The following is a 14556-nucleotide window of genomic DNA, read 5'->3' on the forward strand; positions in this document are numbered from 1 at the left end:
GGACAAGGAAGAATCAGGGCGTGCAGAGGCGGATCGACGAGGTCCGGGCCGGCTGAACACCCGGAGCGTCACGGTGTCGGGAACATCCCGGCGCCACCCACGAGGAGGGGACACGCAATGACCACCGTTTCCGAGGCACCGAGCTCGACCCCGGGCTCCGACGACGCGCCCGTGGCTGCCTGGACCGGGTTCACGACCGGGCCGTGGGCCGACGGCATCGACGTCCGCAACTTCATCCAGACGAACTACACCCCCTACGAGGGTGACGACTCGTTCCTCGAGGGCGCGACGGAGCGCACGACCGGGATCTGGGCGAACCTCAGCGAGAAGTTCCCGGCGGAGCGCGAGAAGGGCGTCTACGACGTCTCGTACGACGTCCCCGCCTCGATCACCGCGCACGACCCCGGGTACATCGACCAGGCGAACGAGCTCATCGTCGGCCTGCAGACCGACGCCCCGCTCAAGCGCGCGATCATGCCGAACGGCGGATGGCGCATGGTCGAGGGTGCGCTCAACACCTACGGCTACCCGGTGGACGAGAACCTCAAGCACTTCTTCACCGAGTACCGCAAGACCCACAACCAGGGTGTGTTCGACGTCTACACGCCGAACGTCCGCGCCGCCCGCAGCTCGCACATCATCACGGGCCTGCCCGACGCCTACGGGCGCGGTCGCATCATCGGCGACTACCGCCGCGTCGCGCTCTACGGCGTCGACCAGCTCATCGCCGCGAAGAAGGTCGACCACCTCAGCCTGACCTCGCAGCCCTTCGACGAGAAGCTGGCCCGCGAGCGCGAGGAGCACTCGGAGCAGATCCGTGCGCTCGGCGAGCTCAAGGCGATGGCCGCCTCCTACGGCCACGACATCTCGGGCCCCGCCACGAACGCGCAGGAGGCCGTCCAGTGGCTGTACTTCGGGTTCCTCGCCGCGGTCAAGGAGCAGAACGGCGCCGCGATGTCGCTGGGCCGCACCTCGACGTTCCTCGACATCTTCATCGAGCGTGACCTGCAGGCCGGCACGATCACGGAGAGCCAGGCGCAGGAGATCATGGACGACTTCGTGATCAAGCTCCGCATCGTGCGCTTCCTGCGCACCCCCGAGTACGACCAGCTCTTCTCGGGTGACCCGACGTGGGTCACCGAGACCATCGGTGGGATGGGTGAGGACGGGCGCCCCCTCGTCACCAAGAACTCGTTCCGGATGCTCCAGACGCTCTACAACCTGGGCCCGGCCCCCGAGCCCAACATGACAGTGTTCTGGACCTCGAAGCTCCCGCAGGGCTTCAAGGACTTCTGCTCGAAGGTCTCGATCGACACCTCCGCCGTCCAGTACGAGTCGGACGACGAGATCCGCGCGGCCTGGGGCGACGACGCGGCGATCGCCTGCTGCGTCTCCCCGATGGCCGTCGGCAAGCAGATGCAGTTCTTCGGCGCTCGCGTGAACCTCGCCAAGACGCTGCTCTACGCGATCAACGGTGGACGCGACGAGGTCTCCGGCAAGCAGGTCTCGCCGGTCGCCGCCCCCGTGGCCGAGGGCGAGCCCCTCGACTACGACGACGTCCGCGCCCGGTTCGACAAGACGATGGACTGGCTCGCCGAGACCTACGTCGAGGCGCTCAACTGCATCCACTGGTCGCACGACAAGTACGCCTACGAGCGCATCGAGATGGCCCTCCACGACAAGGAGGTGCTGCGTACCATGGCCTGCGGCATCGCCGGCCTCTCGGTCGCCACGGACTCCCTGTCCGCGATCAGGTACGCGAAGGTCACGCCGGTCTTCGACGACCGCGGCGTCGTCGTCGACTACGTGACCGAGGGCGACTACCCCGCGTACGGCAACGACGACGACCGTGCCGACGACATCGCCGTGGAGCTCACGACCGCGTTCATGGAGAAGATCCGTCGCCACAAGATGTACCGCGACGCCGTGCCGACCCAGTCGGTGCTGACGATCACGTCGAACGTCGTCTACGGCAAGGCCACCGGCAACACGCCGGACGGTCGCCGCGAGGGCGAGCCGTTCTCCCCGGGCGCGAACCCGATGAACGGCCGCGACACCCACGGCATGCTCGCCTCGGCGCTCTCGGTCGCGAAGCTCCCGTACGAGCAGGCGCAGGACGGCATCTCGCTGACGAACACGATCGTGCCGTCCGGCCTCGGCCGCACGCGTGACGAGCAAGTCACCAACCTCTCTGGTCTCCTGGACGCCTCCTTCGGCGGCGGCGGTTACCACATGAACGTCAATGTGCTGGTGCGCGAGACGCTCGAGGACGCCATGGAGCACCCGGAGAACTACCCGCAGCTCACGATCCGGGTCTCCGGCTACGCCGTGAACTTCGTCCGCCTGACGCGTGAGCAGCAGATGGACGTCCTCTCACGGACGTTCCACGGCGCCGTCTGACATGACGGTCCCCACCACGGTGACCGACCTGGAGGCCCCCACCAGCCGTCGCGCTGGTGCGGGCCTCCGCGGTCTGTCCACCTCCGAGGTCCCGCGCGCGGAGAAGTTCGCGCTCATGCGCACGGGTGAGCTCGGGTCGATGCACTCCTGGGAGCTCGTGACCGCGGTCGACGGGCCCGGCACGCGCATGACGATGTTCCTCTCGGGGTGCCCGCTGCGCTGCCTCTACTGCCACAACCCGGACACCTTCGCGATGAAGGACGGCGACCCCGTCCTCGCGTCGGAGGTCCTGGCCCGCATCGAGCGGTACAAGGGGTGTTCGCCGCCTCGAACGGCGGCATCACAATCTCGGGCGGCGAGGTGCTGATGCAGCCGGCGTTCGCGCACAGGCTGCTGCGCGGCGCCAAGGAGCTCGGCATCCACACCTGCATCGACACCTCGGGGTTCCTCGGCGCGAACGCGTCGGACGACCTGCTCGCCGACGTCGACCTCGTCCTGCTCGACGTGAAGTCGGGCGACCCGGACACCTACGAGCGGGTCACCGGTCGTGCGCTCGAGCCGACGCTCGTGTTCGGACGGCGGCTGGCCGAGCTGGGCAAGAAGATGTGGGCCCGGTTCGTGCTCGTCCCTGGCCTGACCGACGACCCGGAGAACGTGCGGCTCGTCGCCGACCACATCGAGTCGTTCGAGAAGATCCGGCCCGGCACGGTCGAGCGCGTCGAGATCCTCCCGTTCCACCAGATGGCCCGCGACAAGTGGGCCGAGCTCGGGCGCACCTACGAGCTCGCGGACACCGAGCCGCCGACCACGGAGGCCACCGAGGCCGTCCGGGACGTGTTCCGGGCGCGCGGGTTCACCACGTACTGACCCTCCTCTTCTGCCGAGCACGGGGTTGTCGCCCGATCAGATCACCTGACCGGGCAGCGACCCCGTCGTCGTGGGGCGGCGACCCGGTTGTCGCCGGGCGGCATCAGTCGACGGGGGTTCGCAGCGTGCGGACCGTGATGTGCGCGGCATCGAGCTGATCGTGGGAGGGGCCCGAGCCAGGCACCACGACCGCGACCGTGGCGAACGCTCGCTCGTGGGTGTCTACGAGTGCGCCGACCTCGGCGGCGGTCAGGTCACGCAGGAGGATCGCTCCGGCGCTGCCCGGGAGACCCGCAGAACGCATGACCGCGGGAGCCGCGTCAGCGGGGCCGAGGACCAGGTCGTCCCGAGGCGCGAGCAGTCCGCATCCGACCGCCTTGAGCGCCGCCTCGCGCCGGACCCACGCGCGGGTGAAGGTCTCCACCGACCAGCCGGCAGCCGGACGCTCGGCCGGCGGGACGGCATCCGACAGCTCGTCGAGGTGGCCGCGGACGGCGTCCGGGTGATCGATGTCGACGCCCACCCGGGCGCCGGTCGGGCCGCCGGTGAGCACGGCGACGAGGACGATCCCGCCCGCGTGGGCGATCGAGAACGCAGGTCCGTCGGGAGTGCTGACGCGGCCGTGGGTCGGCCCGGGCGGGTCGACGTCGATCCGGACCCGAGCGGGGTCGATGCCCTGGAGCGCGCCGAGCGCCTCGCGGGCGAGGGTGCGAGCCGTGGCGAAGCGCTCCTTGTCGGCGACCTGTCGATAGCGGTCGAGGCGCCACCGCTCGCGGGACGTCAACCGGTCGAGGGGCAGCTCCCTGAGCGGGCGCCGCGGGGACGCATGGACCACGACCGAGACGGACCCGGACGGCACGTCGCTCGGCGGGGTGGTCACCGCACCATTCTGTCCGCCGAACCGGTCCCTATCGCGCGCCGAACCGGTGGTTGTGGTCGGTCCGAGGACCGTTATCGACCACAACCACCGGTTCGGCGGGCAAGAAACGCCGGGTCAGCCGCGCGGGACGTTCCCCACGCCGTCCGGCAGGAGCCGCCGGCCGAGCACCTTCTCCGAGTACCCGGTTCGGTCCAGGTACGGGGTGATCCCGCCGAGGTGGAAGCCCCAGCCGGCACCGAGGATCATGCAGAGGTCGATCTGCGACGGCTTCTCGACGACCTTCTCCTCCAGCATGTGACCGATCTCCACGGTCAGCGCGGTGAGCACCGAGTCGAGCACGCCGGCCTCGTCGAGCCCGGTCCCGGGCGTCGCGTCGAAGGCGTCCTGGATCGACGGGTCCACGGGAGCCGGCAGGCCCTTCGCAGCGGGGTCGAGCGACAGGCGACGACCCTCCTCGACCAGCTTCTCCAGGCCGGGGGACCGGGGGATCCGGTCACCGAGGTCCTCGCGGAGCGAGGTGAGCACGTGCAGCCCGACGGCCGGCCCGACGAGGTCGAGCAGCTGAAACGGGGGCATCGGCAGGCCGAGCGGGCGCAGGGCGCGGTCCGCGACCTCGACCGGCGTCCCGCCCTCGACGGCCTCGGCGATCTTGCCGAGCAGCAGCACCAGCAGGCGGTTGACGACGAACCCGGGGCGGTCGAGGCAGCCGACGGCGGTCTTGCGCAGCTTCTTCGACACCGCGAACCCGGTGGCCAACGCCTCGTCCGACGTCTTCTCGGCCTTGATCACCTCGACCAGCGGCATCTGAGCGACAGGGTTGAAGAAGTGGATGCCGACGACGCGCTCGGGGTGCGCGAGGTCGCTCGCCATCTCGGTGATCGACAGCGCCGACGTGTTCGTCGCCAGGATCGCCTCGGGCGAGATGATGCCCTCGAGCTCGGCGAAGACCTTCTTCTTCAGGCCCATGACCTCGGTGACGGCCTCGATGACGAAGTCGCAGCTCGCGAAGTCGCCGATGTCGGTCGTCCCGTGGACGGAGGCCAGGATCTTCGCGCCGGCGTCGGACGACATGCGGCCCGAGCCCGTGAGCTTCTCCACCGTGCTCCGCACGAACCCGAGGCCCTTCTCGACGCGCTCGGCGTCGAGGTCGCGCATGACGACGGGGACGCCGAGGCGCTGGGCGAACAGCAGCGCGATCTGCGCCGCCATGAGCCCGGCGCCGACGATCCCGACGCGCGTGACCGGCCGGGCGAGCTTCGGGTCCGGCGCACCCTGGGGGCGCTTGCCGCCGGAGACGAGCCCGAACGCGTACACGCTGGAGCGCATCTCGTCGGTCATCATCAGGTCCGCCAGGGCCTCGTCCTCGGCCGCGAACGCGTCCTCGCGGGTCGAGGTCCGTGCGGCGGCCATCAGGTCGAGCGCCCGCCCAGGCGCGGGGCGCGAGGTGCCGACGACGGCGTCGAGCCGCTGCCGGGCCGCCGCGACGACGCCGTCCCACACCTCGGGCGCGTCGAGCTCGCGACGCTCGACGACGATCTCGCCGCGCAGCACCGAGGCGGTCCAGCGGATCGAGGACTCGAGGAAGTCGGGCGCCTCGAAGAGCGCGTCGACCAGGCCGATCTTCAGCGCCTCGGCGGCCTTGAAGGGCTTGTTCGCCGCGGGGCGCGTGAGGACGACGTCGATCGCCTTCTCGATGCCGACGAGCCTCGGGACGAGGTACGCGCCGCCCCAGCCGGGGACGAGGCCCAGGCCGGTCTCGGGGAGAGCCAGCGCCGCGGCGTCCGACGCGACGGTGCGGTAGTCGCAGTTGAGGGCGACCTCGAGGCCGCCGCCGAGCGCGACGCCGTTGACGTACGCGAAGGTCGGCACGCCCATGTCGCCGAGCAGGCCGAGGGCGGCGTGCCCGGCACGGCCGAGCTCGAGCGCCTCGTCGCGGCCCGACAGGCTCGCGGCCTGCATGAGATCGGCGCCGGCGGCGAGGAAGTAGGGCTTGCCGGTGACCGCGACGGCCGCGATCTCCCCGGCCCGGGCGCGCGACCGCACGCCCTCGAGCACCGTGCGGATCCCGGCCATGCCGATCGGTCCGAGCGTCGTGGGCTTCGTGTGGTCGAGGCCGTTGTCGAGAGTCACGAGGGCGAGCGTCCCGGCGCCGCCGGGCAGCTCGACGTCCCGGACGAGCGCGTGGGTGACGCGTTCGCCGCGGCCCTGGCCGCTGCCCGCGCTGCCGGACGGCGCCTCGGCGGTCCCGGATGTCGTGGTGCCCTTGGCGGGGGCGATCGTCTGGTCGCCGGACGTCGTGCCGGCGGTGGTCTTGTCCTGCTCGGCGTTCATGCGCGGTTCTCCCCGTCGGTTGCGGTCGTGTGGCCCGAGTAGTCGGCGTGGTGGGGGTTCTCCCAGATCACGGTGCCGCCCATGCCGAGGCCGACGCACATGGTCGTCAGGCCGTACCGGACCTCGGGGTGCTGGGCGAACTGGCGGGAGAGCTGCGTCATGAGGCGCACGCCCGACGAGGCGAGCGGGTGGCCCATGGCGATGGCGCCGCCGTAGACGTTGACGCGCTCGTCGTCGTCCGCGATGCCGAAGTGGTCGAGGAACGCCATGACCTGGACGGCGAACGCCTCGTTGATCTCGAAGAGGCCGATGTCGTCGATCTCGAGACCTGCGGTGCGCAGGGCGCGCTCGGTCGCGGGGACCGGGCCGATGCCCATGACCTCGGGCTCAACGCCCGCGAACGCGAACGACACGAGCCGCATGCCGACGTCGAGACCCAGCTCGGCGGCGACGTCGCCCGCGGCGACGAGGCACGCGGTGGCCCCGTCGGTCAGGGGGAGGCGTTGCCGGCGGTGACGCGACCACCGGGGCGGAACGGGGTCTTGAGGTCGCGGATCGCCTCGACGGTGGTGCCCGGGCGGGGCAGCTCGTCAGCCGTGGCGAGGCCCCAGCCCAGCTCGGTGGAGCGGACGGCGACCGGCACGATCATCGGGTCGATGTCACCGTTGGCGAGCGCCTTGGCGTACTTGTCCTGGCTGGCGACGCCGAACGTGTCGGCGCGCTCCTTGGTCAGGTGCGGGTAGCGGTCGTGCAGGTTCTCGGCCGTCGAACCCATGACGAGGGCCGACGAGTCGACGAGCTTCTCGGAGACGAAGCGCGGGTTGGGGTCGGTGCCCTCGCCCATCGGGTGGTGGCCCATGTGCTCGACGCCGCCGGCGATCGCGACGTCCTGCGCGCCGACCATGATGGCGGACGCCGTGTTCGTCACCGCGGTCATCGCGCCCGCGCACATGCGGTCGATCGAGTAGCCGGGGGTGCTCTTGGGCAGGCCGGCCAGCACGGCGACGGAGCGGCCGAGGGTCAGCCCCTGGTCGCCGGTCTGCGTGGTCGCGGCGAGCGCGAGCTCGTCGACGCGCTCGGGCGGCAGCGCCGGGTTGCGGCGCAGCAGCTCGCGGACGGTCTTGACGGCCATGTCGTCGGCGCGGGTCTCGGCGAACAGGCCGTCGGGGCGCGCCTTGCCGAACGGGGTGCGCACCCCGTCGACGAAGACGACGTCGCGTGCGGCGAGTCGTCGGGCGTCCCGGGGGAGGTCCGCTGGTCGGGCGCGGTGGCGCCGTCGTGCGTCGTGGTCATCACATCTCCAGAGGGGTGGACGGCGGCGTCCGGGAGCGGCGCCGCTCGAGCGATGTAGATGCTACTCGGAGTATCGGGAAAATGTCACGGCTACGGTGCGCCTCGGACGACGAACGCCCCGGCCGCTCCGCGCGGGGCGGGCGACCGGGGCGTCGATGGAGTGGATGGTGCGGAAGGCAGAGACCTGTCTGGTCGGTGCTGGTGAGCGCTGGTCAGTGCTCGTTCTCGTCCTTCGACGGGCGCTGGCCCTTGACCCGCCGCAGCACGGTCTTGGCGGTCGGCAGCAGGCGGTTCCAGACCGACCACAGCGGGCTGAACGCCACGTCGATGCTGCCGACCAGGTGGTCGTCGCGCTGACCGAACGACCGCTTGAACCGCGAGATCCCGTCGTTCAGCAGCCCGTTGAAGTCCAGGACCTCGATGCCCTGCTCCTTGAACCGGCGGATCGCGTACCAGGTGAGACCGAAGTTGGCCCGGCTCTCGCGGGACGCGTCGTTCGTGCCGCCGTAGAGCATGAACGCGAGCCGGTCGCTGGTCGCGTACCAGAGGAACGCCGTGAGCTTCCCGTCCTCGAACGCGCCGAGCACGGGGAGCGGTCGCCGTACTCCGACTTGATGAGCCGGTAGTAGTCGTCGTCGTGGATGCCGAACTCCGCACGGTCGGCCACCTCGCGCTGGATCGCCAGGCACTGGTCGATCTCCTCCGCGGACGTGATCTCCCGGAACTCGATGTGCCCCTTGGACGACTTGCGGACGTAGCGCCGCGTCGACTGGCTCATCCCGGCGAGCAGCGTGTCCTCGTCAGGACGCAGGTCGAGCTGGAGGGTCGTGCCGAAGAAGATCGGGTTCGGCGAGGGACGGGACCCGGCGAGCTCGTACTCCGTGCCCTGCGGCCAGTCGGGCTCGAACGTCACGCCGATCCCGCCGGCGCTCTTGCGGCACCGGGCGGTCACGGCCTCGAGGACGGCCGAGCGGTCCGCACCCTCGGCGAGCACCGGGCCGCGCGGGACGTGGCTGAGGGCCTTGAAGGGGAACGGGAGCCGGCGCACGAGCACCTGGGCGAGACCGACGAGGGACCCGTCGGCGTCGAGGACCCTGACCCGGCGGGGCGTCCAGGCTCCGGAGCCCTTCACCTCGCCCCAGGCCCAGAGCTGGAGCGGGTGCCCGCCCAGGGCGTTCACCTCGGCGTCCCAGGCCTCGCGGTCGGTCACGGTCTGCGTCGTCAAGGGCTGCGTGGGCATACCCGCCAGGATACGCAGCGGCGGACGTCGGCCGGTTCAGGCGTCGGGCGCGTCGGCCGTCCGCAGGGCGTCCGCGAGCTCGGCGGCGAGCAGGTCCCGCTGCCACGGCCTCGCGTCGTGCGCGGCGAGGAACTCGTCGACGGTGGCGGCATCGATCGGCGACGGCGGGGTGAAGCACAACCGCCGCAGCGTGTCGGGCCGCAGGAGGTTCTCGACCGGCATCGACAGGGCCTCGGCGCGCGCGGCGACGAGCGGGCGGGCGACCTCGAACCGCGCGAGGGCCTCGGGGTGGCGGTCCTTCCAGGCACGCGGTGGCGGAGGCGCGTCCGACCGGGGACCGCGGAGCGTCGGCAGCTCCGACGCCGGGAGCCGCAGCGCCTCGTCGATCGCAGCCTGCCACTGGGGCGCACGGCGCTTGGTGGCGCGGCCGGCGAACTCGCGGATCGCGACGAGCTGCGGGACGGTGCGCGGCATGGCCTTCGCGGCGGCGACGATCGCGCGGTCGGGCAGGACGCGGCCAGGCGCCACGTCGCGTCGGCGGGCGTTCTCGTCGCGCGCCTCCCACAGGCTCCGGACGACGGCCACCTGACGGCGGTCGCGCAGCGAGTGCATCTCCTTGGTGCGTCGCCACGGGTCGACCCGGGCAGCCGGCGGCGGCGCGGTCCGGACCGCCTCGAACTCCTGCGCGGCCCACTCCGCCTTCCCGGCCTCCTCGAGCATCCCCGCCAGGACGTCGCGCAGGGGGATCAGCACCTCGACGTCGAGCGCGGCGTAGCGCAGCCACTCGTCGGGCAGCGGCCGGGTGGACCAGTCGACCGCCGAGTGCTCCTTGGCGAGGCCGAGGCCGAGGAGCTCGGCGACCACGGCGGCCAGTCCGACCCGTTCCAGGCCGAGCAGGCGCGCGGCGAGCTCGGTGTCGAACACGCGCGCCGGCCTCAGCCCGTGCTCGGCGAAGCCCGGGAGGTCCTGCGACGCCGCGTGCAGGATCCACTCGGTGTCACCGACGGCCTCGAGCAGGGGAGACATGTCGGGGACGCCCACGGGGTCGATGAGCGCGATGCCGGCGCCCTCGCGCTTGACCTGGACGAGGTAGGTCGCCTGGCCGTAGCGGTAGCCGGACGCGCGCTCGGCGTCCGCGGCCACCGGCCCGGTCGCTGCGGCGAACGCCTCGACGACGCGGGCGAAGGCCGCGGGCGTGTCCACGACGGGCGGGACGCCGTCCGCGGGTGCTGTCAGCGGCCGCGGCTCGGGGGCGGGCTCAGCTGCGGGCTCGTCCGAAGGCTCTGCCGCGGACACGGTGCTCGCCTCGGCCTCGGGTGCCGGGTCGTCGGGCACGTCGCCCGCGGGCGGTCCCGTCTGCGCGGTCATCGGGTCGGTCCTCTCCGGGGGCGCAGGGCCGAGACGCCCTCCGGGAGGGGCGCGAGCCCCGCCGCGGTGCACAGGAGCGTGGCCCACGCCTCGAGGTGGAGCGAGAGGTCGGGGGTGTCGGGCGTCCACGAGGCCCGGATCTCGAGATCGGCGACACCGTCGCGCCCCTCGAGCGCACCGAAGCTCTCGGAGGTGTCCCGGGAGACGGTCCCGCCCAGCGCGTGGGCCGGGCTGCTCGCCGAGGCGAGGGCGTCCTCGACCCAGGTCCACGCGACCGCGCCCAGCAGCGGGTCGACGGCCAGCTCGGGGTCGAGCGATGTGCGGACCAGGGTGACGACGCGGAACGTCCCGTCCCACGCCGGCTGCCCGTCCGGGTCGTGCAGCACGATGAACCGGCCGGTCGTGGCGTCCGTCGCCGGTTCCGAGGAGCCCGGGACGACCTGGTCCACCGAGGCTTCGAGCGCGACGGCATAGGGCGCGATGCGGGTCGGCGCCGGAACCTCGCGCAGCGCGACGTCGGGCCGGACGCGGGTCCCGGTGATCGAGTCGAGCGCGCGACGGAACTCGGTCGGCGGCTCGTGATGCCCGGCTGTGTTCACGGCTGCACACTATGAGGTCGTGTCCACGATGTGGCGGATCGGCGCGCGGGGCGGGGTGCGCGCGGCCCGCCGTACTAAGGTGCCGTGCGTACGGATCGTGCCTCCGCGCGACCCTGACCCGACCGCAACTCCCGAGGAGACTCACGCGAATGTCTGCACGCGCACAGATCGGCGTCACCGGCCTGGCGGTCATGGGCCGCAACCTCGCCCGCAACTTCGCACGGCACGGGTACACCGTCGCGGTGCACAACCGGTCGTACGCGAAGACGCAGTCCCTGATCGAGGAGAACGGTGACGACGGCGACTTCGTCCCGTCGGAGTCGATGGCCGACTTCGTTGCCTCCCTGGAGCGCCCGCGCAAGGTCGTCATCATGGTCAAGGCCGGCGGCCCGACCGACGCGGTGATCGAGGAGCTGCTCCCGCTGCTGGAGGAGGGCGACATCGTCGTCGACGCCGGCAACGCACACTTCCCGGACACGATCCGGCGTGAGAACGCGCTGCGCGAGCGTGGCCTGCACTTCGTCGGCTCCGGCGTCTCCGGCGGCGAGGAGGGCGCGCTCAACGGCCCGTCGATCATGCCCGGCGGCACCGCGAAGTCGTACGAGTCGCTCGGCCCGATCCTCGAGGACATCTCCGCGAAGGTCGACGGCGTGCCGTGCTGCACGTACATCGGGCCGGACGGCGCGGGGCACTTCGTGAAGATGGTCCACAACGGCATCGAGTACGCCGACATGCAGCTCATCGCCGAGGCCTACGACCTGCTGAAGCAGGGGCTGGGCGCCAGCGCCGCCGAGATCGGCAAGATCTTCGAGGAGTGGAACACGGGCGACCTCGAGTCGTTCCTCATCGAGATCACCGCCGACGTCCTGCAGCACGTCGACGCCGAGACCGGGTCGGCGTTCGTCGACATCGTGCTCGACCAGGCGGAGCAGAAGGGCACCGGCCGCTGGACCGTCCAGAACGGGCTCGACCTGGGTGTGCCGATCACGGGGATCGCCGAGGCGACGTTCGCTCGCGCGCTCTCGGGCGGCGTGCCGCAGCGCACGGCGGGCGCAGCGGCGCTCCCGGCGAACGCGGGCTCGTTCGACGTGACCGACCGCGACGCGTTCATCGAGGACGTGCGCCAGGCGCTCTACTCCTCGAAGGTCGTCGCCTACTCCCAGGGGTTCGACCAGATCGCGGCCGCCAGCGCCGAGTTCGGCTGGGACGTGGACCGGGGCGCCATGGCACGCATCTGGCGTGGTGGCTGCATCATCCGCGCGCGGTTCCTCAACCGCATCACCGAGGCGTACGAGCGCGACGCGCACCTGCCGCTGCTGCTGGCCGACGAGTACTTCACCGATGCGGTCGGCGCCGGCCTCGCGGCGTGGCGTCGCGTCGTGTCGCAGGCGGCGCTGAACGGCGTCCCGACGCCGGCGTTCTCGTCGTCGCTCGCCTACTACGACGGCGTCCGCGCCGAGCGGCTGCCCGCGGCGCTGATCCAGGCGCAGCGCGACTTCTTCGGCGCCCACACGTACAAGCGGGTCGACCGCGAGGGCACGTTCCACACCGAGTGGTCGGCAGACCGCTCCGAGAGCGCGGTCTGATGCCTCAGGCGGTCGTCGCGCCGATCATCCTCGGCGGTGACGCCGGGGCGTACAGCCTCGCGCGCGCCTTCCACGAGGCGTACGGCGTCTCCAGCGTCGTGGTCTCGACCAACCCGACGCGCAACGTCGGATGGTCGCGGATCGTCCGGAACGTCTACGAGCCCGACCTGCTCGAGGACCCGGAGGCGATGGTCGCGGTCGTGCGGCGGCTGGCGCAGGAGGCCAAGGCCCCGGCGATGGTCGTCACCTGCGCCGACTGGTACGTCCACGCGCTCTCGGAGCACCGCTCCAAGATCGAGGACGTCGCGATCGTCCCGTACACGAGCGTCGAGACGCTCGACCGGGCCGTCGACAAGCGCGCGTTCTCCGAGCTCTGCGAGGAGCTGGGCGTGCCGCACCCGCGCACCGTCGTCCGGCACGGCGGCGACGAGGTAGGCGACGTCGACATCGCCTACCCGCTGGTGGCGAAGGCCACGGACCGGCACGCGTGGCACCTCGCGCAGTTCGCGGGCAAGCAGAAGGTCCACTACCTGCACGACGAGTCCGATCTCGCCGCGCTGCTGAAGGACTCGGGCGACGCCGGGTACCGCGGTCCGTTCGTGATCCAGGAGACGATCCCCGGTGACGACGCGCAGATGCGCATCGTCACCACGTTCTCCGGGCAGGACGGCGAGGTGCGGCTCGTCCGCAGCGGTGAGGTGCTCCTCGAGGAGCACACGCCCGGGACCCTCGGGAACCCCGCGGCCATCCTCACGACGCCGCTGCCCGAGATCGAGGGCCACGTGCGCCGGATCGTCGAGCACCTGGGCTGGACCGGCTTCGCCAACTTCGACGTGAAGGTCGACCCGCGCAGCGGCGTCGGCTACGTGTTCGAGCTCAACCCGCGTACGGGTCGCTCGAACTACTACATGACGGCGACGGGTGCGAACCCCGCCCGTCTGTGGGTCGAGGAGCACCTCGGCGAGGGCGCGGCGGCGTCCGAGCAGGGACCGTCGGTGCTCTACCGGATCATCCCGGGCGCGCTGCTCAAGCGGTATGTCGACGCCGCGACCCGCGCCCGCCTCAAGGGCGTCCGGGTGGTCCACCCGCTGAAGTACTCGGCGGACGTGACACCGAAGCGGTGGGTGTGGATCCGGCTGGCGGAGCTCAAGCAGTTCAGCAAGTTCAAGGCGTACTACCCCGAGCGCCGGGACCCGTCGGCGTGACCGGGCGCTCGGCGCCGGTCGGCGTGATCGGTGGGGTGGGGCCGCTGGCCACCGCCTACTTCCTGCAGCTCGTCGTCCGGCTCACGGACGCCGAGCGCGACCAGGACCACCTCGACATGATCGTGTTCGACCACGCCGGGATCCCGGACCGCACCGAGTTCGTCCTCGGCCGCTCGACCGACGACCCGGGCCCCGTCCTGGCGGACGACGCGCGGCGCCTCGAACGCTTCGGCGTCGACTTCCTCGTGATGCCGTGCAACACCGCGCACTACTTCACGCAGCACGTGCTGGACGCGGTCGAGACCCCGCTGGTCTCGATCATCGACGTCACGGTGGGCGCCGTGCAGGAGCGCTCACCGGGACTGACCCAGGTGGGTCTGCTCGCCACGGCCGGGACCGTCGCGTCCCACGTCTACGAGGACGCGTTCGCGGCGGTCGGGGTCGAGGCGCTGACGCCGAGTGCCGAGGACCAGGCGATCGTCAACACCGTGATCTACGAGCAGGTCAAGGCCGGCCGACCCGTGGACCTCGACGCGCTCCGGGGCGTGACCGCGCGGCTCGTGGACCGTGGCGCGTCGGTCGTCGTGCTCGGGTGCACCGAGCTCTCCGTCGTCGCGGCGGACCACGACCTGCTGGACGAGCCCGTGTACGTGGACTCGATGGACCAGCTCGCCCGCGCGGCGATCGAGCGCTCGGGCCGTCGCGTCCGCGAGGGCTGAGCGCGCCCGCACCGCCCTGCGGGCGTCCGCGACCGACTGCGCCCGCACCGTCCTGCGGGCGTCCGCGG

General features: G+C 71.8%; 9 protein-coding genes and 3 pseudogenes. 5 read left to right on the top strand and 7 right to left on the bottom strand.

Annotated elements, in window-relative coordinates; genetic code table 11:
* Positions 1 to 117 precede the first annotated feature (117 nt).
* The gene (gene pflB / locus QUE47_RS13040; RefSeq protein ID WP_286217645.1) at positions 118 to 2400 is read left to right on the top strand and encodes a formate C-acetyltransferase; all 2283 of its coding nucleotides are present in this window, start codon (positions 118 to 120) and stop codon (positions 2398 to 2400) included.
* 1 nt (position 2401) lies between these two features.
* Positions 2402 to 3267: pseudogene (gene pflA / locus QUE47_RS13045) on the top strand (pyruvate formate-lyase-activating protein).
* A gap of 103 nt (positions 3268 to 3370) precedes the next feature.
* Here the strand turns inward: pflA and QUE47_RS13050 are convergent.
* The 7 genes and pseudogenes from QUE47_RS13050 to QUE47_RS13080 form a co-directional block, all read right to left on the bottom strand.
* The gene (locus QUE47_RS13050; RefSeq protein ID WP_286217646.1) at positions 3371 to 4147 is read right to left on the bottom strand and encodes a 4'-phosphopantetheinyl transferase family protein; all 777 of its coding nucleotides are present in this window, start codon (positions 4145 to 4147) and stop codon (positions 3371 to 3373) included.
* A 114-nt stretch (positions 4148 to 4261) separates the two neighbouring features.
* Complete coding sequence (locus tag QUE47_RS13055) at positions 4262 to 6478, bottom strand: 3-hydroxyacyl-CoA dehydrogenase NAD-binding domain-containing protein (protein WP_286217647.1); 2217 nt, start codon at positions 6476 to 6478, stop codon at positions 4262 to 4264.
* Positions 6475 to 7673, bottom strand: a pseudogene (locus tag QUE47_RS13060) (thiolase family protein). The gene QUE47_RS13055 and the pseudogene QUE47_RS13060 overlap by 4 nt, the downstream one beginning before the upstream one ends.
* A gap of 310 nt (positions 7674 to 7983) precedes the next feature.
* Positions 7984 to 8286, bottom strand: a complete 303-nt coding sequence (locus QUE47_RS13065) for a peptidoglycan bridge formation glycyltransferase FemA/FemB family protein (protein WP_350227566.1) — start codon at positions 8284 to 8286, stop codon at positions 7984 to 7986.
* Between the two features lie 134 nt (positions 8287 to 8420).
* Positions 8421 to 9011, bottom strand: a pseudogene (locus tag QUE47_RS16950) (lipid II:glycine glycyltransferase FemX); the annotation flags it as partial.
* 36 nt (positions 9012 to 9047) lie between these two features.
* Positions 9048 to 10379 carry a ribonuclease D gene (locus QUE47_RS13075; protein WP_286217649.1) on the bottom strand — a complete coding sequence of 444 codons (1332 nt, stop codon included), beginning with the start codon at positions 10377 to 10379 and terminating at the stop codon, positions 9048 to 9050.
* A complete protein-coding gene (locus tag QUE47_RS13080) occupies positions 10376 to 10978 on the bottom strand; it encodes a DUF3000 domain-containing protein (RefSeq protein WP_286217650.1) in 603 nt (200 codons plus the stop codon). Before QUE47_RS13080 ends, QUE47_RS13075 begins: the two co-directional genes overlap by 4 nt.
* Before the next feature lie 149 nt (positions 10979 to 11127).
* Here QUE47_RS13080 and gnd point away from each other — a divergent pair, with 149 nt between their 5' ends.
* From gnd to cuyB, 3 genes are read left to right on the top strand one after another with little or no spacing between them, the layout of a single operon-like run.
* Entirely contained in the window at positions 11128 to 12564 is a 1437-nt protein-coding gene (gnd, locus tag QUE47_RS13085) for an NADP-dependent phosphogluconate dehydrogenase (protein ID WP_286217651.1), read from the top strand.
* Positions 12564 to 13769, top strand: a complete 1206-nt coding sequence (locus tag QUE47_RS13090) for a carboxylate--amine ligase (protein WP_286217652.1) — start codon at positions 12564 to 12566, stop codon at positions 13767 to 13769. The genes gnd and QUE47_RS13090 overlap by 1 nt, the downstream gene beginning before the upstream one ends.
* On the top strand, positions 13766 to 14488 hold the full coding sequence (gene cuyB, locus QUE47_RS13095; protein ID WP_286217653.1) for a cysteate racemase: 723 nt from the start codon (positions 13766 to 13768) through the stop codon (positions 14486 to 14488). Before QUE47_RS13090 ends, cuyB begins: the two co-directional genes overlap by 4 nt.
* Positions 14489 to 14556 lie beyond the last annotated feature (68 nt).

The sequence above is a fragment of the Paraoerskovia sediminicola genome, from assembly GCF_030296575.1.
Taxonomy (GTDB): domain Bacteria; phylum Actinomycetota; class Actinomycetes; order Actinomycetales; family Cellulomonadaceae; genus Paraoerskovia; species Paraoerskovia sediminicola.

Excerpts from the sequence above, each read along its gene's own strand:
- QUE47_RS13065 (WP_350227566.1), bottom strand. The coding sequence starts at position 8,286 with ATGCTCTACGGCGGCACGAACGACGCGTCCCGCGAGAGCCGGGCCAAC.
- QUE47_RS13075 (WP_286217649.1), bottom strand. The coding sequence starts at position 10,379 with ATGACCGCGCAGACGGGACCGCCCGCGGGCGACGTGCCCGACGACCCG.
- QUE47_RS13055 (WP_286217647.1), bottom strand. The coding sequence starts at position 6,478 with ATGAACGCCGAGCAGGACAAGACCACCGCCGGCACGACGTCCGGCGAC.
- QUE47_RS13090 (WP_286217652.1), top strand. The coding sequence starts at position 12,564 with ATGCCTCAGGCGGTCGTCGCGCCGATCATCCTCGGCGGTGACGCCGGG.
- pflB (WP_286217645.1), top strand. The coding sequence starts at position 118 with ATGACCACCGTTTCCGAGGCACCGAGCTCGACCCCGGGCTCCGACGAC.
- gnd (WP_286217651.1), top strand. The coding sequence starts at position 11,128 with ATGTCTGCACGCGCACAGATCGGCGTCACCGGCCTGGCGGTCATGGGC.